Annotated in this window: 17 protein-coding genes; 12 read left to right on the top strand and 5 right to left on the bottom strand. The window is 60.2% G+C overall.

Going from position 1 to position 18,743, the window contains the following annotated elements:
- Positions 1-9 precede the first annotated feature (9 nt).
- On the top strand, positions 10-831 hold the full coding sequence (gene aroE, locus ACIP66_RS20120; RefSeq protein WP_400650284.1) for a shikimate dehydrogenase: 822 nt from the start codon (positions 10-12) through the stop codon (positions 829-831).
- A 114-nt stretch (positions 832-945) separates the two neighbouring features.
- Here aroE and ACIP66_RS20115 read toward each other — a convergent pair whose 3' ends face one another.
- From ACIP66_RS20115 to betC, 3 genes are all read right to left on the bottom strand, one after another.
- Positions 946-2,514: a SulP family inorganic anion transporter gene (locus tag ACIP66_RS20115; RefSeq protein WP_400650281.1), complete on the bottom strand. Its 1,569-nt coding sequence runs from the start codon at positions 2,512-2,514 to the stop codon at positions 946-948.
- A gap of 172 nt (positions 2,515-2,686) precedes the next feature.
- Positions 2,687-3,607, bottom strand: a complete 921-nt coding sequence (choX, locus tag ACIP66_RS20110; RefSeq protein ID WP_400650279.1) for a choline ABC transporter substrate-binding protein — start codon at positions 3,605-3,607, stop codon at positions 2,687-2,689.
- Between the two features lie 16 nt (positions 3,608-3,623).
- Entirely contained in the window at positions 3,624-5,138 is a 1,515-nt protein-coding gene (gene betC, locus ACIP66_RS20105) for a choline-sulfatase (RefSeq protein ID WP_400650277.1), read from the bottom strand.
- A gap of 114 nt (positions 5,139-5,252) precedes the next feature.
- Between betC and ACIP66_RS20100 the strand changes: the two genes are divergently transcribed.
- Positions 5,253-6,203 carry a choline sulfate utilization transcriptional regulator gene (locus ACIP66_RS20100; protein WP_400650276.1) on the top strand — a complete coding sequence of 317 codons (951 nt, stop codon included), beginning with the start codon at positions 5,253-5,255 and terminating at the stop codon, positions 6,201-6,203.
- A gap of 76 nt (positions 6,204-6,279) precedes the next feature.
- On the opposite strand, the gene ACIP66_RS20095 is transcribed toward ACIP66_RS20100, so the two are convergent.
- Positions 6,280-6,945, bottom strand: a complete 666-nt coding sequence (locus ACIP66_RS20095) for an NAD(P)-dependent oxidoreductase (RefSeq protein ID WP_400650273.1) — start codon at positions 6,943-6,945, stop codon at positions 6,280-6,282.
- Positions 6,946-7,027: 82 nt separating this feature from the next.
- Here ACIP66_RS20095 and ACIP66_RS20090 point away from each other — a divergent pair, with 82 nt between their 5' ends.
- On the top strand, positions 7,028-7,354 hold the full coding sequence (locus ACIP66_RS20090) for a DOPA 4,5-dioxygenase family protein (protein WP_400650270.1): 327 nt from the start codon (positions 7,028-7,030) through the stop codon (positions 7,352-7,354).
- On the opposite strand, the gene ACIP66_RS20085 is transcribed toward ACIP66_RS20090, so the two are convergent.
- On the bottom strand, positions 7,355-7,756 hold the full coding sequence (locus tag ACIP66_RS20085) for a GFA family protein (RefSeq protein ID WP_400650268.1): 402 nt from the start codon (positions 7,754-7,756) through the stop codon (positions 7,355-7,357).
- A gap of 323 nt (positions 7,757-8,079) precedes the next feature.
- Here ACIP66_RS20085 and ACIP66_RS20080 point away from each other — a divergent pair, with 323 nt between their 5' ends.
- The 9 genes from ACIP66_RS20080 (at position 8,080) to ACIP66_RS20040 (ending at position 18,644) form a co-directional block, all read left to right on the top strand.
- The gene (locus tag ACIP66_RS20080; RefSeq protein WP_400650265.1) at positions 8,080-9,387 is read left to right on the top strand and encodes a CitMHS family transporter; all 1,308 of its coding nucleotides are present in this window, start codon (positions 8,080-8,082) and stop codon (positions 9,385-9,387) included.
- A gap of 70 nt (positions 9,388-9,457) precedes the next feature.
- A complete protein-coding gene (locus tag ACIP66_RS20075) occupies positions 9,458-10,225 on the top strand; it encodes a TerC family protein (RefSeq protein ID WP_400650262.1) in 768 nt (255 codons plus the stop codon).
- 417 nt (positions 10,226-10,642) lie between these two features.
- A complete protein-coding gene (locus ACIP66_RS20070) occupies positions 10,643-12,301 on the top strand; it encodes a Na/Pi cotransporter family protein (protein ID WP_053125366.1) in 1,659 nt (552 codons plus the stop codon).
- A 169-nt stretch (positions 12,302-12,470) separates the two neighbouring features.
- Complete coding sequence (locus tag ACIP66_RS20065) at positions 12,471-13,862, top strand: M16 family metallopeptidase (RefSeq protein ID WP_400650260.1); 1,392 nt, start codon at positions 12,471-12,473, stop codon at positions 13,860-13,862.
- 190 nt (positions 13,863-14,052) lie between these two features.
- A complete protein-coding gene (locus ACIP66_RS20060) occupies positions 14,053-15,081 on the top strand; it encodes a DUF5924 family protein (RefSeq protein WP_053125370.1) in 1,029 nt (342 codons plus the stop codon).
- A 54-nt stretch (positions 15,082-15,135) separates the two neighbouring features.
- A complete protein-coding gene (locus ACIP66_RS20055) occupies positions 15,136-16,284 on the top strand; it encodes an ABC transporter permease (RefSeq protein ID WP_053125372.1) in 1,149 nt (382 codons plus the stop codon).
- Positions 16,281-17,084, top strand: a complete 804-nt coding sequence (locus ACIP66_RS20050) for an ABC transporter ATP-binding protein (RefSeq protein WP_400650256.1) — start codon at positions 16,281-16,283, stop codon at positions 17,082-17,084. Before ACIP66_RS20055 ends, ACIP66_RS20050 begins: the two co-directional genes overlap by 4 nt.
- Position 17,085: 1 nt before the next feature.
- Positions 17,086-18,024, top strand: a complete 939-nt coding sequence (locus ACIP66_RS20045) for an MlaD family protein (protein ID WP_400650254.1) — start codon at positions 17,086-17,088, stop codon at positions 18,022-18,024.
- A complete protein-coding gene (locus ACIP66_RS20040) occupies positions 18,021-18,644 on the top strand; it encodes an ABC-type transport auxiliary lipoprotein family protein (RefSeq protein WP_400650251.1) in 624 nt (207 codons plus the stop codon). The genes ACIP66_RS20045 and ACIP66_RS20040 overlap by 4 nt, the downstream gene beginning before the upstream one ends.
- Positions 18,645-18,743 lie beyond the last annotated feature (99 nt).

The following is an 18,743-nucleotide window of genomic DNA, read 5'->3' as shown; positions in this document are numbered from 1 at the left end:
GGATTTCTGATGGATCGTTACGTCGTTTTCGGTAACCCGATCGGCCACAGCAAATCGCCGATGATTCACAAGTTGTTCGCTGAGCAGACCGGTCAGAGCCTCGACTACAGCACCCTGCTGGCGCCGCTCGACGATTTTTCCGGCTGTGCTGACGCCTTTTTCGTACAAGGTCGCGGCGCCAATGTGACCGTGCCGTTCAAGGAAGACGCTTATCGCTTGGCCAACAGCCTGACCGCCCGAGCAGAACGTGCTGGCGCGGTGAACACCTTGAGCAAACTCGCCGACGGTTCATTGCTCGGCGACAACACTGACGGCGCCGGACTGGTGCGGGATCTGACGGTGAATGCCGGGTTCAGCCTGACCGGTAAACGCATTTTGCTGCTCGGTGCGGGCGGCGCAGTACGTGGCGCGCTGGAGCCGTTGCTGGCGGAGAAACCGGCCTCGGTGATCATCGCCAATCGCACGGTGGACAAGGCTGAGTTGCTGGCCGAGTTGTTCTGCGACCTCGGGCCGGTATCCGCCAGTGGTTTTGACTGGTTGCGTGAGCCGGTGGACGTGATCATCAATGCCACGTCGGCGAGCCTGACCGGTGATGTACCGCCGATTGCGCCGAGCCTGATCGAACCGGGCAAAACCCTGTGCTACGACATGATGTACGGCAAGGAACCGACGGCGTTCTGCCGCTGGGCCAGCGAGCATGGCGCGGCGGTGTCGATGGATGGGTTGGGGATGCTCGCCGAGCAAGCCGCCGAGGCGTTCTTCCTGTGGCGGGGTGTGCGGCCCGATACGGCGCCAGTATTGGCCGAACTGCGCCGCCAACTAGCGCAATAATCCTTGTAGGAGTGAGCCTGCTCGCGATAGCGGAGTGTCAGATAAAACCCTATCAACTGACACTCCGCTATCGCGAGCAGGCTCACTCCTACAGGGTTATGCGGTGCTATCAGATCAATCCTCAAACCGGATCGGACATTTCTCCGGCCCTTCAAGCTTCCTCAATTCCTCCACCACTTGCGGCCGCGCCCGACGCAAGGTCAGGCTACGATTCTGGCTCAACAGCCGCCGGGCCTCCTGATGCAGCATCTCCACCCCCGAATAATCGATGAAGTTGATCTGCTGCGCCTCGATCACCACCCGCGCGCCGTGCATCCGTTGCAGGCGTACTTGCAGATAATGGCTAGCGCCGAAAAAGATCGAGCCGCCGACCCGCAACACATCATCCTCACCGTCACGCCAATGCTGCACGCGCGGCTGCGAGGTGCGCTTGAGATAGAAGAACAGCGACGCCAGCACCCCGGCATAAATCGCCGTCTGCAATTCCAGTAACAATGTCGCGAGGCAGGTCAGCGCCATGACCACGAACTCGGCACGGCTGACCCGCAGCAATGCGCGGATGCCGCGATGATCGACCAGTCCCCAGGCAATCAACAGAATGCTGCCGGCCATGGCGGGAATCGGAATGTGTGAAATCAGCCCCGCACCGAAAATCGCAAACAGCGCCACCCAGATCGCCGAAAACACCCCGGCCAGTGGCGAACAGGCGCCGGCCTCATAACTCAATCCCGAGCGGGTAAACGATCCGGCCGATAACGACCCGGAAAAAAACGCCCCGACAATATTCGATAGACCCTGCGCGCGGACTTCCTGATTGGCGTCGAGCAACTGCTGCGAGCGGGCCGAAATCGAGCGCGCGATCGACAGGCTGGTAACCAGCCCGAGCATGCCCACCGCCACGGCGCTCGGCAGCAAGCGCAGGATCAAGTCCAGATCCAGTGGCAACGCACTGAACGGCGGCAAGCGCCCGACGAAGGCGCTGACCAGATGCACATGGCCAAACATCGCCGGCCACAGCCACACCAACAGACTGGCGAGCACCAGCGTGATCAACAGCGTCGGCCAGCGCGGCAGCAATTGTTTCAGCAACACGCCGACCACCACTGTGGCCACGCCGAGAACGAGTGAAGGTTTATCCACAGCCCTGAGGTGTTGCAGCAGATCCATCAGACTCGCCAGCGCCGTGGCTTTCGCCGATAACTCCAGCCCCAACAGGTTCGGCAATTGGCCAATGGCGATCACCACCGCCGCACCGAGGGTGAAACCGAGCACCACCGAATGCGAGACGAAATTCACCAGCGCGCCGAAGCGCAGCAGGCCGAGCAGCCACTGGAAAATTCCGGCGAGGAAGGTCAGTAGAAGAATGAGGGTGATGTAGTCCTGCGACGCCGGCACGGCCAAAGGGCTGACGCTGGCGAACAGCACGATGGAAATAGCGGCGGTCGGTCCGCAGATCAGGTGCCACGATGAGCCCCACAGGCAGGCGATCAACACCGGGATGATTGCAGCGTATAAGCCGTATTCGGGTGGGAGACCGGCGATCAGTGCGTAGGCAATCGACTGGGGTAACGCGAGAATTGCGCCGCTGAGGCCGACGATCAGATCCCGTCCTACGCTGGCGCGGGATTGCCTCGGGAGCCAGGTGAGGAAGGGGAAGAGAGAGTGGCGGCTGGGGAAGGCCATGGATCCTCGCGGTTGAAATTTTTAGCTAGGGTATCAGCCCGTTATGCTGATCGTTCCCACGCTCCGCGTGGGAATGCAGCCCGGGACGCTCCGCGTCCCATTCAAAGCCGAACGCGGAGCGTCCGTTGAGGCATTCCCACGCGGAGCGTGGGAACGATCGGTGCGCGCTAAATCAAAGCTTCGCTTTTACTGCCGCCAACGCATCCTTCCCGTCTACCGTCTTCACCCCGTCCAGCCACTTATCCAATACCGCCGGATTCGCCTTGATCCACGCCTTCGCCGCCGCGGCATTAGTGACCTTCTTGTTCACCACCTCAGCCATGATGCTGTTCTCCATCTCCTGCGTGAACGACAGATTGGTCAGCAATTTACCCACATTCGGACATGCCTCGGCATAACCCTTACGCGTCAACGTGAACACGCTGCCGGTGTCGCCAAAGTATTTCTCGCCACCCTTCAGGTAATGCATCTTCAACTGCACGTTCATCGGGTGCGGCGTCCAGCCAAGGAAGGTGACGAATTTCTGTTTCTTCACCGCTCGCGACACTTCCGCCAGCATCGCCTGTTCGCTGGACTCGATCAGCTTCCACTGGCCCAGGTCGAAGTCGTTCTTTTTGATGATTTCCTGCAACGAGATATTCGCCGGCGCACCCGAGCCGATGCCGTAAATCTTGCGATCAAACTTGTCGGCGTACTTATTCAGATCGGCAAAGTTATGCACACCCGCATCCCACACGTAGTCCGGCACGGCGAGGGTGAACTCGGTGCCGTCGAGGTTTTTCGCCAGTTGCGTGACATCGCCGGTAGCGACGAACTTGTCGTAGAAGCCCTGCTGCGCCGGCATCCAGTTGCCGAGGAAGACATCCACCTGGCCATCCTTCAAACCGCCAAAGGTGATCGGCACCGCGAGGGTGTCGACCTTGGCCTTGTAGCCCATGCCGTCCAGCAGAAACCCGGTGATCGCGTTGGTCGCGGCAATGTCGCTCCAGCCCGGGTCGGCCATTTTCACCGTGTCGCAACTTTGCTCGGCGAAGGCCGCAGCGCTGCTCAGTGCGAGCAGGCCAACCGTCACTACTGTGGATAACTTACGCATGGACTTCCCCTTAACATTATTGGTTTTGGCAGGGTTGTGGATAACGTGCTTTGCGTTCCAGATCATCGAGGTCGATATGGTTGCGCATGTACTGCTGACTGGCGTCCACCAGCGGCTGGTGGTCCCAGCTCTTCAGCTTGCCGATGGTCAACGCATGGGCAACGAAACGGCGGCGGCGCTGGCTGGCGAGCACCTCTTGGTGAATCGCCGGAATGTCCCATTTGGCCCGTGCTTCAGCGAGAAAATCGTCGAACAGCTGGCGATGTTGCGGCGATTGACTGAGTTCTTCCAGTTCGCGCGGGTCGTTGCTTACGTCGAAGAGTAGGCAAGGGTCGCTTTCACTGTAGATAAATTTGTAGGCGCCGCGACGGATCATCATCAACGGGCTGACAGTACCTTCGGCCATGTATTCGCCGAACACTTCGTCGTGGCCGCCCTGCCCTTGCAGATGCGAGACCAGCGAGCGGCCATCCAGTGGCAAGCCCGGCTCCAGGGTGCCGCCGGCCAGTTCCACAAAGGTCGGCAACAGGTCAGCGGTAGACACAGCCTCGCTGACCCGACCGGCACCAAATTGGCCCGGCGCACTGATCAACAGCGGCACGCGGGCGGCCATTTCATACCAGTGCATTTTGTACCAGAGGCCTTTCTCGCCGAGCATGTCGCCGTGGTCACCGGAGAACACAATGATGGTGTCATCGATCAGCCCGGTTTCCTCGAGGGTTTGCAGAAGTTTGCCGACGTTGGCGTCGATATAACTGCACGCCCCGAAATACGCCCGACGCGCATCGCGAATCTTATCCACAGGCAGCGGTTTATCCCACAGGTCATAGACCTTGAGCAGGCGCTGCGAGTGCGGATCTAGTTCGTGTTGACCCGGGGTTGTAGGCAAAGGGATATCGGCATCGTCGTACAAATCCCAGAACGCTTTGGGAATTGTGTACGGGTCGTGTGGGTGAGTCATTGAAACAGTCAGGCAGAACGGCTGATCGCCATCTTCGCGGATGTGATCGAACAGGTACTGCTGCGCTTTGAACACCACCTCTTCGTCGAAATCGAGCTGGTTGGTGCGCACGCACGGCCCGGCCTGCAATACCGAGGACATGTTGTGATACCAGGTCGGCCGCACGTCCGGCTCATCCCAATTCACCGCCCAACCGTAATCGGCCGGGTAGATGTCGCTGGTCAGACGCTCTTCATAACCGTGTAACTGATCCGGGCCGCAGAAATGCATCTTGCCCGACAGCGCCGTGCGGTAGCCGAGACGGCGCAAGTAGTGGGCGTAGGTCGGCACATCGGCAGGGAAATCGGCAGCGTTGTCGTAGGCGCCGATCTTGCTCGGCAACTGGCCGCTGACCAAAGTGAAACGCGACGGCGCGCACAACGGGCTGTTGCAGTAAGCGGCATCGAACACCACGCCTTGGGCGGCGAGGCGGGAAAGATTCGGCAGTTTGATCGGCGAAGGGCCGTAGAACGGCAACATTGGCGCGGCCATCTGATCGGCCATGATGAAAAGAATATTCTTGCGCTTCATGTGATCGCGGCATTCCATAGTGAATATTTATGCGACATTGCTGCGATCGAGCATGGAGTCCATGCTCTGTCGGGTAAAGCCCGCGCCGGGCAATGACTAGGATAAGCACAGCTTATGTATGAAGCCTTGGGCGATCTGTCGCTCGACCTGCTACGCGCCTTCGAAGCCGCCGCTCGTCATCGCAGTTTTACTGCGGCAGCGGTCGAATTGGGCACCACGCAACCGGCGATCAGCCAGCAGATCAAACGGCTGGAGGAACAGCTCGGCACGCGGCTGTTTGATCGCATCTACCGAGGCATCGAGTTAACCGAAGTCGGTGCAATCCTTTTCGAGCAAGTTAGCCTGGGTTTGCAGAATATCGACGCCGGGTTGAGCGCGATCAGCGCACAGCAGCAACATGAGGTACTGCAAGTTGCCACCGACTTCGCCTTCGCCGCGTACTGGCTGATGCCGCGTCTGCACCGCTTCCATGAGGCCAATCCCCACGTCGACGTCAGCCTGGTCACCAGCGAACGCAACCACAACATGCTGCGCACCGACATCGACGTGGCGATCCTGTTTGGCGACGGGCGCTTCAAGCAGGGCGAGAGCCATTGGTTGTTCAGCGAAGAAGTATTCCCGGTGTGCAGCCCGCAATTGCTCAAGGAACGTGCCCTGCCCTTGCCCGCTCAGGCGTTGCTTGAGTTGCCGTTGTTGCATTTGCGCGGTGAAAACAGCAGCAACTGGTTTGACTGGAGTGGTCTGTTCCGCGAGTTGGGCATCTCCACGCCGCCGGCGCCGGGGCAGTTGCGTTTCGACAATTACACGCTGTTGATCCAAGCGGCGATCGGCGGGCAAGGCGTGGCGATTGGCTGGCGGCACCTTGTGGATAACTTGCTGAGTCAGGGTTTGTTGTGTCGGCCAATTGCTGAAACGACGCTGTCGCGGTTGGGGTATTACGTGGTGTTGCCGCAGCGCAAACGGCGTGGGGTGTTGATTCAACAGTTTGTGGATTGGTTGATGGCGGAGCAGGCGAGCAGCGCCGAATCGCTTGATGGACTCGCACTGCCTTCGATCGCGGTTTGAAAGTCAAAAGCAGCCTGCGGCAGCTCCTACATTAAGAACGCGGTCCCCTATAGGAGCTGCCGAAGGCTGCGATCTTTTACGAGTCTGAAGCCGCCACAAAATTTACATGCTGACCCACATGCAAATTCAGCCGCAGCTCATCAGCAATCCCCACCGCTACGCGATTCAGTCTTTCCAGGGGCTCCGCCAATCCCGGTTCCAGATTGCCGCCAACCTGACTGAAATGCTCAATCGTCAGCCCGGCCACGCCATGCGGCGCATTGACCAGCGTCCACTGCAGCGGGCTGCTTTGCAGCGCTTCACGGATTTCCTCGGCGGCGTGGCGTTGCAGGCGATCGTCCAGTTCCGGTTCGTCGAGCACCGAAAACTCTCCTACCAAAAACAGTCGCGAAACATTCGCCGCTTGCAGACCGTCGACCAAAGCATCTACGGCCAATACTTGCTCAACCGGCCCGAGCACCACTGAGCGTTCAACGTGGTCGCTACTGAACGGCAACCCCGGCGCATCCAATAAACAGATGACCGCCGAACTGCCTGCCACACTTTGATTAACCCGCTCGGAATCGAACAGATCACCGCTTTTGGTGCGCAAACCCGGACGCGGCGCAAGCGCGGTGAGGTCGTCGAGGATGGCGATGACTTCGTGCTGACGGCGCAGCAACTCAGCCATCAACGCACCGCCCAGGCTACTCATGGCACCATAGAGCACCACTTTTACCGCCGGGGTTTCGGCATTTTTCATGGCTGATCCCTTTTGTTATCCCTTGTATGGCGTGTGACATACGGGTAACGCCGAGGGTTCGAACCGATTCAGAGGCTTTCAGATGCAAGCGATCAAGGGTTATCACGCCCACATCTATTTCGACGCCAGCACCATTGAGCAAGCGCGGACATTGTGCGAGCAGGGCGCGCAGTTGTTTCCGTTGAAAATGGGCCGCGTCCACGAACGCCCGGTCGGCCCGCACCCGGACTGGAGCTGCCAACTGGCCTTCGGCCCCGAGCTGATTGCCGATGTGCTGCCGTGGCTGGCGCTGAACCGCAAAGGCCTGGTGGTGTTTCTGCACCCGGACACGGGGAATGACTTGCTCGACCACACGGAGCACGCGATCTGGATGGGCGCGATCCGGCCGCTGGATCTGTCTGTTTTCTAATCAAAGCGTTTCTTCGGCTTCACCCGGTAGATGTTCGTCCAGACGCAGCCACGGCAATTGGCTGTCCGTCCAGATATGCCGCTCGGCCGGCGCCAGCTCCGGCTGATCCAGCGTGGCGATGGTCACGTCGATGCTCTCGGGGCTGAGCAATGTGACCAACGCCAGCTGCGCGCCACAGTTCGGGCAGAAGAACCTCGCGCAACTTGGCGACGAGTCATACCGCGACGGCGTCCCGGCGAGCCATTGGAAATTCGCCGCCGGCACGCTGATCCATGTCGTGACAATCCCGCCGCTGACCTTGCGGCAGATCGAACAATGGCAGTGGGCGATGTCATGCAACGGCCCGCTGAACTGATAACGAATGTTTCCGCAATGGCAGCCGCCGCTGTGCAATTGGCTCATGTTGAACGCCCTCCTCCCGTGTTTATTGACTCAAGTTCGCATCCGACGGCCGGTTGACCGTTCATTCAAAGCTTTCACCAGCGAAAGGTAGCTGAAAGCTTCCGCGATTAGGATCGCCTCCACTTCCGGCAACAGACCGGTTGGCCAATGCGTGTGATGTCTCGCTCGCGCGGCCCAATTAACAACAACAATGGTGATTCTGATGTCCTCTGTAGCCCGCCTCCTCGCTGTAACTCCGCCCGTACGTCTCGTGCTTGCCGTTCTGCGCTGATCCCTCGCCGATCCGCTCACCTCACTAGCCGCGCTACGCTTGGAGTATTCCCATGCTGACTTTCCTTGGCTTCGCCATGGTCATCACGTTCATGTTCCTGATCATGACCAAGCGCCTGTCCGCGCTGATCGCTCTGATCGTGATCCCGATTCTGTTCGCTCTATTCGGTGGTTTTGCACCGAAGATCGGCCCGATGATGCTCGAAGGCATCACCAAGCTGGCGCCGACCGGCGTGATGCTGATGTTCGCCATTCTGTATTTCGCCCTGATGATCGACTCCGGCCTGTTCGACCCGGCCGTGCGCAAGATCCTCAAACTGGTCAAAGGCGACCCGCTGAAAGTCTCGGTCGGCACCGCCGTGCTGGCGCTCGTGGTTTCCCTCGATGGTGACGGCGCGACCACTTACATGATCTGCGTGGCCGCCATGCTGCCGCTGTACAGCCGCATCGGCATGAGCCCGCGGATCATGGCCGGTTTGATCATTCTTGCCGGTGGCGTGATGAACATGACGCCGTGGGGCGGCCCCACCGCCCGTGCGGCGAGTGCGCTGCATGTCGATCCGTCGGACATTTTCGTGCCGATGATCCCGGCCATGGCCGCCGGTGTGGTGGCGATCCTGATCATTGCCTACTTCTACGGTAAACGTGAGCGTGCGCGCCTCGGTGAACTGCATCTGATCGGCGATGAAATGGATCACAGCGAAATCAGCGTCTCGCAATTCCCGGATGCCCGCCGTCCGAAGCTGATCTGGTTCAACGGCCTGCTGACTCTGATGCTGATGTGCACGCTGATCGCCGGCCTGTTGCCGCTGCCGGTGCTGTTCATGGTGGCGTTCAGTATCGCGATGATCGTCAACTACCCGTGCCTGCAAATGCAGAAGGATCGTGTCGCGGCCCACGCCGGTAGCGTGCTGTCGGTGGTCAGTCTGATTTTCGCTGCGGGTATCTTCACCGGTATCCTCTCCGGAACCGGCATGGTCGACGCCATGTCGAAAAGCCTGTTGGCAGTGATTCCGGATTTCCTCGGCCCGTACCTGGCGGTGATCACGGCGCTGGTGAGCATGCCGTTCACGTTCTTCATGTCGAACGACGCGTTCTACTACGGTGTGTTGCCGGTGTTGTCCGAAGCGGCCAGCCATTACGGCATCACCGCTGTGGAAATGGCACGTGCCTCGATCGTCGGTCAGCCCGTCCACTTGCTCAGTCCGCTGGTGCCGTCGACGTACCTGCTGGTGGCTTTGGCCGGTATCGAATTCGGTGACCATCAACGTTTCACCCTGAAGTGGGCAGTGCTGGTCTGCATGTGCATACTTGTGGCGGCATTGCTGTTGGGGACTTTCCCGCTGTTCAGCACTTTGTAACGGCATCAACTCACCAACACGCCAGCTGCTTGCTGGCGTCTTGGTTTAACACACGCTCAAAGGAATACACATGGAATGGCTGACCAACCCCGAAATCTGGGTTGCCTTCTTCACCCTGACCGCCCTGGAAATCGTCCTCGGCATCGATAACATCATCATGATTTCGATCCTGGTCAGCCGCATGCCTAACCACATGCAGCAGCGCACCCGGATCTTCGGTCTTGGCCTGGCCATGATCACGCGGATCCTGTTGCTGCTGTCGATCACTTGGGTCATGCGCCTCACCGCCGACCTGTTCGAAGTGTTCGGCCAGGGCATTTCCGGTCGCGACCTGATCCTGTTCTTTGGTGGTCTGTTCCTGCTGTGGAAGAGCTCGCAGGAGATGTATCACGCGCTGGAAGGTGAAGACGAAAGCGACGACACCCCCGGCGGCAAGGGCGGCAACTTCCTCTACACCATCATTCAGATTGCGATTATCGACATCGTCTTCTCGCTGGATTCGGTGATCACTGCTGTCGGCATGGTTTCCCATGTACCGGTGATGGTCGCGGCGATTGTTGTGGCGGTGCTGGTGATGATGCTGGCGTCGGGCAAGATCAGCGAGTTCATCGACAAGCACCCGTCGCTGAAGATGCTGGCGCTGTCGTTCCTGCTGGTGGTCGGTACCGTGCTGATTGCCGAGTCGTTCGACGTGCATGTGCCGAAAGGCTACGTCTACTTCGCCATGGGCTTCTCGCTGGCGGTTGAGGCGATCAACATCAAACTGCGCGGCGCGATTGCCCGCAAGAAAAAGCAGCAAGATCCGGTGAAACTGCGCAAGGACATCCCGGGCCAGTAAAACGCAACACCCTTGTGGGAGCGAGCCTGCTCGCGAAGACGGAGTGTCAGCCGACAGCAATGTTGGCTGACCCACCGCATTCGCGAGCAGGCTCGCTCCCACATTTGTTTTGGGCGATATCCAGACACCGCAACCCCTGTAGGAGCATGGCTTGCCAGCGAAAGCGGAGTGTCAGCAATATCAATGTTGGCTGAATAGACGCCTTCGCTGGCAAGCCATGCTCCTACAAGGTTTTGTGGTGGATTCGGGTGGGTGCATGAAGCGCTTTTCATGACACTTTTGTTTCAATCAACACTTTAGCTGTGCAATGCTGGCGCCCAGTCCGTTAGCCAACTACAGCTTAAGTATCAAAAACGTAGAAACCGCGCGGTACCGTCAACTTGCTCCTTTGGGGCACTGCTATTACAGGGGGTCTGCATGCTCACCCTGCTCAATCTGCTTTCCGCCGTCGCCCTGCTGATCTGGGGCACGCACATCGTTCGAACCGGCATCCTGCGGGTGTACGGCACCAATCTGCGCCATGTGATCGGCCAGAACATGTCCAAGCGCTGGCTCGCGTTCGTGGCCGGCATCCTCGTGACCGCCATGGTGCAGAGCAGCAACGCCACCGCCATGCTCGTCACCTCTTTCGTCGGCCAGGGCCTGATGGCGCTGACCCCGGCGCTGGCGACCATGCTCGGCGCCGACGTCGGTACCGCGCTGATGGCGCGGGTATTGACCTTCGACCTGTCGTGGCTGTCGCCGCTGCTTATTTTTCTCGGGGTGATTTTCTTTCTGTCGCGCAAACAGACGCGGCTCGGGCAAATGGGTCGGGTGTCGATCGGTCTTGGGCTGATCATTCTCGCGCTGCAACTGATCGTCGAGGCCGCCGCGCCGATCACCCACGCTCAGGGCGTGAAGGTGATTTTCGCATCGCTGACCGGCGATATCCTTCTCGACGCCTTGGTCGGCGCGCTGTTCGCGATGATTTCCTACTCCAGCCTCGCCGCCGTGCTGCTCACCGCGACGCTGGCCGGCGCAGCGGTGATCAGTCTGCCGGTGGCGATCGGTCTGGTGATCGGCGCCAACATCGGCAGCGGCGTGCTGGCGTTCATGAGCACCAGCATGCAGAACGCCGCTGGCCGGCAAGTGGCGTTGGGCAGTCTGTTGTACAAACTGATCGGCCTGCTGCTGATCATCCCGGTGCTCGACCCGCTGGTGCACTGGATCGACAGCCTCGATTTCAGCCCGCAGGAAATGGTCATCGGCTTCCACCTGCTCTACAACACCGCGCGCTGCCTGATTCTGCTGCCGAGCGTCGGCCCGATGGCGCGACTCTGCGCGTGGCTGCTGCCGGAGCGACCGGAGCTCAACGGCACCGCCAAACCGCGTCACCTCGATGCTACCGCGCTGGTCACACCGAGTCTGGCGCTGGCCAACGCCGCGCGGGAAACTCTGCGCATGGGCGATCTGCTGGAAAACATGCTCGACGCCACCCTCGATGTGCTGCGCGGCAAGCAAACCGCGGTCACTCAGGAAATCCGCCGGCAGACCGACGACATCGAATCGCTGTACAGCGCGATCAAGTTGTATCTGGCGCAGATGCCGCGCGAAGACCTCGGCGAGCAAGACAGTCGACGCTGGGCCGAGATCATCGAACTGGCGATCAACCTGAAGCTCGCCAGTGATCTGATCGAACGCATGCTGCGCAAGATCCAGCAGCAGAAAACCTCGCAGCGCCGCTCGTTCTCCGAAGAAGGCCTGGAAGATCTGGCCGGGCTGCAGCAGCAATTGATCTCCAACCTGCGTTTGGGGCTGTCGGTGTTTCTCAGCGGTGATCGTGAAAGCGCCCGGCAATTGCTGCGTGAGAAACGCCGCTTCCGCGCGCAGGAACGCCGTTTGGCCCACGCGCATGTCAGCCGTTTGCAACGCAAGATCGTGCAGAGTATTGAAACCAGTTCGCTGCACCTGGAGTTGATTGCTGACATGAAACGTTTGAATTCGCTGTTTTGCGGCAGTGCGTATGTGGTGCTGGAAACGGCGGACACCGGGGCGCTGGCGTCGGATGATATTGCCGACATCACGCATTCGCCTTGAACGTTTTACGGCTGGGTTTAGTCAGTTACATTGATTCAGCCTTCAGGCCGCTATCGCGAGCAGGCTCACTCCTACAGGGGGACGCATTCCAAATGTAGGAGTGAGCCTGCTCGCGATGGGGCCCTGACTGACGACACGGATCTCCAAATCAGCCGTATGGAAGCCTGTTATGCGTTGCCTGTTGTTCGCCTGTCTGTTGCTCGGTTCCCTGCCCGCCTTCGCCCTGGATCGTTTTCAGGTCGAAGGCTATGCGCTGCCCAACGGTTTGCAGTTGCTGCTCAAGCCCGGCACTGAACGCGGACATGTGGCGATCCGCTTGGTGGTCGGCGTTGGCCTCGACGATTTCGATTGCGACGACAAAGAGCTGCCGCACCTGCTCGAGCATCTGCTGTTCAGCGGCATCGACGCCACCGGCGAAGGTGGTTTAGAGGAACGCATGCAGGCACTGGGCGGTGACTGGAACGCTTTTACCAGCAACGCCGACACCACGTTCGTTATCGAAGCCCCGGCGAAGAACCAGCGCAAGGTGCTCGACCTATTGCTCGATCTGCTCACGCAAACACGCATCGACGAAAACGCGATCAACGCCGCCAAACGCGTGGTCGAGCGCGAGGACGGCGGCCATTACACGCGTCTGCAACGCTTCCTCGATCGCCAGGATCTCGGCCACACCGCGAGCAATCAGCTCGCCGTCGAACTGGGCCTGAAATGCCCGCAACGCGCCGAGGTCGGCCACCTGACCCAAGAGCAGCTGGAGAAGGTGCGCAAGGCCTGGTACGCGCCAAACAACATGACCCTGATCGTCGTCGGTGAACTCGACAAACTGCTGCCGGCCTATCTCGAACGCGCCTGGGGCGCGCTCGAAGCGGTTGAGCCGAGCGAACATCGCCCATTGCCGGACATCCGCACCAGCGCCGCGCATGAGCGCACCCTCACCCGTGGCTTTATCGGCGACAGCGCCAAGCTGCACTGGCTGGTGCCGGAACCGGTGATTGACGATCAGTACGATGAGACGTTCGACATCCTCAAGGATTATCTGGACTGGGCGCTGTACCGGCAGATCCGCCTCAACCACGGTTTGTCGTACGGGCCGTGGGCTGAGCGCGAAGTGTTTGGTGGTGTCGGCTTCATGAGCCTGAACGCTGATCTGGATCGCGATGACGTCGACGAAGCCATCCAGGTGCTGGAAGACCTCAAGGCCGACCTGCTGAAAAACGGTCTCGACCCGGCGACCTTTGCGCGGATCAAACAGGCATCCATCGCCCATCAGGCGTGGTCGGTGCAAGGTAATAGCGCGATGGCGGATTATTACTGGAGTGCCCTGAGCGACTACGAGGACGGCCGCTTCGCCAACCCGGCGCGCGAGCTGCAAGGGGTGACGCTGGAAGCGGCGAACAAAGCCATGCGCGAGTTGCTGCTGCAGCCGGGGTATTTGCGGATTGAAAAGCCGTTGATCAGTGATGATCAGGTGTTGTGGTTGAGTGCGGGTGGCTTGGGCTTGGTGCTACTGATCCTGATCGGCTGGCGTTTGCACCACCGCCGCCGGCCGGCCAAACACTAATCCTGTAGGAGTGAGCCTGCTCGCGATAGCGGTGTATCAGCCGCATAAGCAGTGACTGAAAGACCGCTATCGCGAGCAGGCTCACTCCTACAAGGGAATGCGTTGGTTTTAAGTGACCGGCAGCCTCGCCACAGCGCCCGGCGGGCGCTACTCTGTCGAGGATTTTTCCTACAGCGTTGTGAACCCCGACATGCCGAAAATACAGCTCCTGATCCAGCGCATTCTCGAACTGATGAAGCGCTATCCCGGGGTCATTGCGCTCGGTGGTTTTATCTCCGGGGTCGGCAGTTTCATCATGGTCGATCGTCAGCAGGGGCTGGCGAGCTGGATCACGGTGATCATGCTGCTCAGCTGGATCTGGCTGATGCTGGAAAACACCCTCACCGGCCTGTTCACCCGCATCTTCAAACGGGAAATTCCCCAGCCGTTGCTGCGTTACGCAACGCAAATGATCCACCAGGAAAGCCTGTTTTTCGTTCTGCCGTTCTTCTTCATCACCACGACGTGGAACAGCGGTCAGTTGGTTTTCACCGGACTGCTCAGCGTCGCGGCACTGATCTCGATCGTCGATCCGCTCTACTACAAATGGCTGGCGCCACGGCGCTGGGCGTTCCTCGCGTTGCACACCCTGACCCTGTTCGCCGCCCTGCTCACCGCGTTGCCGGTGATCATGCACCTGACCACCTCGCAGAGTTTCAAGTGGGCGCTGGGCATTGCCGTGCTGTTGTCGTTCCCGAGTCTGGCGTCGATCTTCCCGATCCGCACGGTGCGCAACGCGCTGGCGATTCTGTGCATCACCGTCGGCATCGGTGGCGTCGGTTGGGTGCTGCGTTCGTGGGTGCCGCCGGCGACGCTGTGGATGACCGACGTGGCGATCAGCACGCAATTGCAGGATCGCACCCCCGGCGCCAGCCTCGACACGGTCAGCGCCGAGCAGATTCGTGGCGATGGCCTCTACGCCTACACCGCGATCAACGCGCCACGCGGGCTCGATGAGCGGATTTATCACGTCTGGCAGTTCAACGGCAAAGAGGTCGATCGCATCCCGCTCGACATCCACGGCGGGCGCAAGGAAGGCTACCGGGCGTGGACGCACAAGCAGAATTTCCCCGGCAACCCTGCGGGCAAATGGCAGGTGCGCGTGTTGACCGAGGATGGCCAAGTGATCGGCGTGCTGCGCTTCGAAATCACCGACAGCACAGCGATCAAAGAAAAGTAGTCCGGTTCGTGCTATTACCTATCCCAGCGTAATCAGCCGAAAAGCACGGAGCTTATGACCAGCAGTTCGATCAGCGGCAATGCCCAACTGGACACGTCGATCAGCCCTGCCCGCCTGCGCGTGACCGGGGACTGGACGCTTGCCCATTACGCCGAGCTCAAGACCCTCAGCGAAAAGCTCCACGGCCAATACGACGCCAACACCCCGATTGACCTCAACAGCCTCGGCGCCCTCGATACCGCTGGCGCTTCGCTGCTGGTCGAGCTGCTCGGCTCCGAGCGCCTCGGTAAATCTGCTGAGCACCCTGATTGCACGATTTCCACCGCCGACCGCGCGCTGCTGCAAACCGTGTATCGCTCGATGACCGATTTCTGCGTGCCGATCAAGGAAGCGGAAATCAGCGTCAGCGTGCAATTGCTCACGCGCATTGGTCGTGCGGTCGATACGGTCTGGCAGGACACCCTGCAACTGCTCGGCTTCGTCGGCCTGATTCTGGAAACCATCGCTCGCAACCTGTTCCGGCCCAAGCGCTGGCGCATCACGCCAATGATTGCGCACATCGAACAGACCGGCCTCGACGCCGCACCGATCGTGGCGTTGCTGACCTTTCTGGTCGGCGCGGTGGTGGCGTTCCTCGGCGCGACGGTGCTGGCCAGTTTCGGCGCGACGATTTTTACCGTGGATCTGGTCGGTTTCTCGTTCCTGCGTGAATTTGGCGTGCTGCTCACCGCGATCCTCATGGCCGGGCGCACCGCCAGTGCCTTCACCGCGCAGATCGGCTCGATGAAGGCCAACGAAGAAATCGACGCGATCCGCACCCTCGGCCTCGACCCGATGGAGCTGCTGGTGGTGCCGCGCGTGCTGGCGATGCTGGTGGCGCTGCCGATGTTGACCTTTCTGGCGATGCTCTGCGGGATCATCGGCGGCGGCGTGGTGTGCGCGGTGTCGCTGGATATCTCGCCGGCGATGTTCCTGACGCTGTTGCAGTCGGACATCGGCGTGCAGCACTTTCTGGTCGGCTTGGTGAAGGCGCCGATTTTCGCCTTCATCATTGCCGCGATTGGTTGCCTGGAAGGCTTCAAGGTCAGCGGCAGTGCCGAGTCGGTCGGCGCCCACACCACGTCCGCCGTGGTGCAGTCGATTTTCGTGGTGATCGTGCTCGATGCGGTGGCCGCACTGTTCTTCATGGAGATGGGCTGGTGAGTCGTCTACCCCGCGCGCCCTCGGAGGCGGTGATCGAAGTCCGTGGCCTGTGCAATCGCTTCGGCAGCCAGAGCGTGCACGAGAACCTCGATCTGGATTTGTACAAAGGCGAAATTCTCGCCGTGGTCGGCGGATCCGGCAGCGGCAAATCGGTGCTGTTGCGCAGCATTGTCGGTTTGCGCCGGCCCAGCGAAGGCATGGTCAAAGTGTTCGGCAAGAACCTGCCGAGCCTGTCGGAGCATGAGCGTTCGATGGTTGAACGACGCTTCGGCGTCTTGTTCCAGAAGGGCGCGCTGTTTTCCTCGCTGACGGTGACCGAGAACGTCGCCCTGCCCCTCATTGAACACGCTGGCCTCAGTCGCAACGACGCCGAACATTTGGCCGCCGTGAAGCTGGCGCTGGCCGGGCTGCCATTGTCGGCAGCGGATAAATATCCTTCGTCGCTGTCCGGCGGCATGATCAAGCGCGCCGCTCTGGCTCGGGCCTTGGCGCTGGATCCGGACATTCTGTTTCTCGATGAACCCACCGCCGGCCTCGATCCGATTGGCGCCGCGCAATTCGATCAATTGATCCTGACCCTGCGCGATGCGCTCGGTCTCAGCGTGTTTCTGGTGACCCACGACCTCGACACGCTCTACACCATCACCGATCGCGTGGCGGTGCTGGCGCAGAAGAAAGTGCTGGTCGCCGGCCCGATCGACGTCGTTTCGGAAACCGACGACGCCTGGATTCACGAATACTTCCACGGCCCGCGCGGCCGCTCGGCGCTGGACGCCGCCAAATTGCTCAACGAGGTCTGACATGGAAACCCGAGCGCATCATGTGTTGATCGGCCTGTTCACGGTGATTGTGGTGGCAGGCGCCCTGCTCTTCGGTCTATTTCTGGCCAAGTCCAGCGTCGACACCGAATTCAAGGATTACGAAATCGTCTTCAACGAGGCGGTTAGCGGTTTGTCCAAAGGCAGTTCGGTGCAGTACAGCGGGATCAAGGTCGGCGACGTGATCAGCCTGCGCCTCGATCCGCAGGATCCACGCCGGGTGCTGGCGCGAATTCGTCTGGCCGGTGACACCCCGGTCAAAGAAGACACCCAGGCGAAACTGGCGCTGGCCGGGATCACCGGCACCTCGATCATCCAGCTCAGCGGTGGCACGCCGCAGAGCGCGAAACTGCGTGGGCAGGACGGTAAGCTGCCGCTGATCGTGGCGTCGCCCTCGCCTATTTCGCGTTTGCTCAATGACAGCAACGATTTGATGACCGGCATCAGCGCGTTGCTACAGAACGCCAATCAGATGTTCTCCCCAGAGAACGTCGAGCGCGTCAGCAAAACCCTTGCGCATCTGGAGCAAACCACCGGCACCATCAACGATCAACGCGGCGACATCAAACAGGCGATGCAGCAACTGGCGACGGTCGGCAAACAGGCTGGCAGCATGCTCGAACAGACCTCGTTGCTGATGCGCAACGCCAACGGCTTGCTCAACGATCAGGGCAAACAAGCGCTGGGCAGCGCCGAGCAGGCGATGAAGTCGCTGGAGCAAAGCACGACGACGATCAGCGCCCTGCTCAACAAAAACGAAAACTCCCTCGACAACGGCATGCAGGGCCTCAATGGCCTGGCCCCGGCGATCCGCGAACTGCGTGAGACGCTGACCTCGCTGCGCGCCATCTCGCAACGGCTTGAGGCCAACCCTAGCGGCTACCTGCTGGGCCGTGACAAGAACAAGGAATTCACGCCATGAAGCTGACTCGCCTCGCCCTCCTCGTTGGCTTCACTTTGATTAGTGCGTGCTCGATCCTGCCCAAGTCCGAACCGTCGGATGTGTATCGCTTGCCAGCCGCACAAGCGCCAGCCTCGGCCCGTTCGGCGGCGGCTCAGACCTGGTCGTTACGCTTGAATAAATTGCAGTCCAGCGAAGCGCTGAACCGCTCGAACATCGCGGTGATTCCGCAGGGCGATGTGATCAGCAGTTACAAAGCTTCACGCTGGAGCGATCCGGCGCCGGTGCTGGTGCGTAATCGCTTGCTCGACGGCTTTCAGCGGGATGGACGGGTGACGTTGCTGAGCACGGATGACAGCAACTTTGCTGCAGATCTGGAATTGGGCGGGAGTTTGCAGGCGTTTCAGACCGAGTATCAGGGCACGCAGGCCAGCATTGTGGTGCGGGTCGATGCGTTGTTGGTGCGCGGTTATGACCAGCGGATTCTCGCCAGTCGCCGCTTTGAAGAGCGCCAGCCGCTGAGTGATGTGCAGGTGCCGGCGGTGGTCGCCGGTTTTGGCCAGGCCAGTGATCGCTTGACCGCGAAAGTCGTGGCCTGGGCCGTAGACCAAGGCCAAAAACTGGCCCCGCCAAAACCCTAACCCCAACACACAAACCCTGTGGGAGCGAGCTTGCTCGCGAATGCGGTGGGTCATTCAGCGATGATGTTGACTGACCGGACGCATTCGCGAGCAAGCTCG

It is taken from the genome of Pseudomonas sp. NPDC088429 (assembly GCF_044753305.1).
GTDB classification, from domain to species: Bacteria; Pseudomonadota; Gammaproteobacteria; order Pseudomonadales; family Pseudomonadaceae; genus Aquipseudomonas; species Aquipseudomonas rustica.
Note: the sequence above shows the minus strand (reverse complement) of the source record. Positions and strands in the feature narration are given on the sequence as shown.

Bases quoted from the DNA above. Each gene is read 5' to 3' on its own strand.
- aroE (WP_400650284.1), top strand. From the start codon at position 10: ATGGATCGTTACGTCGTTTTCGGTAACCCGATCGGCCACAGCAAATCG.
- ACIP66_RS20115 (WP_400650281.1), bottom strand. From the start codon at position 2,514: ATGGCCTTCCCCAGCCGCCACTCTCTCTTCCCCTTCCTCACCTGGCTC.
- choX (WP_400650279.1), bottom strand. From the start codon at position 3,607: ATGCGTAAGTTATCCACAGTAGTGACGGTTGGCCTGCTCGCACTGAGC.
- betC (WP_400650277.1), bottom strand. From the start codon at position 5,138: ATGAAGCGCAAGAATATTCTTTTCATCATGGCCGATCAGATGGCCGCG.
- ACIP66_RS20100 (WP_400650276.1), top strand. From the start codon at position 5,253: ATGTATGAAGCCTTGGGCGATCTGTCGCTCGACCTGCTACGCGCCTTC.
- ACIP66_RS20095 (WP_400650273.1), bottom strand. From the start codon at position 6,945: ATGAAAAATGCCGAAACCCCGGCGGTAAAAGTGGTGCTCTATGGTGCC.
- ACIP66_RS20090 (WP_400650270.1), top strand. From the start codon at position 7,028: ATGCAAGCGATCAAGGGTTATCACGCCCACATCTATTTCGACGCCAGC.
- ACIP66_RS20085 (WP_400650268.1), bottom strand. From the start codon at position 7,756: ATGAGCCAATTGCACAGCGGCGGCTGCCATTGCGGAAACATTCGTTAT.
- ACIP66_RS20080 (WP_400650265.1), top strand. From the start codon at position 8,080: ATGCTGACTTTCCTTGGCTTCGCCATGGTCATCACGTTCATGTTCCTG.
- ACIP66_RS20075 (WP_400650262.1), top strand. From the start codon at position 9,458: ATGGAATGGCTGACCAACCCCGAAATCTGGGTTGCCTTCTTCACCCTG.
- ACIP66_RS20070 (WP_053125366.1), top strand. From the start codon at position 10,643: ATGCTCACCCTGCTCAATCTGCTTTCCGCCGTCGCCCTGCTGATCTGG.
- ACIP66_RS20065 (WP_400650260.1), top strand. From the start codon at position 12,471: ATGCGTTGCCTGTTGTTCGCCTGTCTGTTGCTCGGTTCCCTGCCCGCC.
- ACIP66_RS20060 (WP_053125370.1), top strand. From the start codon at position 14,053: ATGCCGAAAATACAGCTCCTGATCCAGCGCATTCTCGAACTGATGAAG.
- ACIP66_RS20055 (WP_053125372.1), top strand. From the start codon at position 15,136: ATGACCAGCAGTTCGATCAGCGGCAATGCCCAACTGGACACGTCGATC.
- ACIP66_RS20045 (WP_400650254.1), top strand. From the start codon at position 17,086: ATGGAAACCCGAGCGCATCATGTGTTGATCGGCCTGTTCACGGTGATT.
- ACIP66_RS20040 (WP_400650251.1), top strand. From the start codon at position 18,021: ATGAAGCTGACTCGCCTCGCCCTCCTCGTTGGCTTCACTTTGATTAGT.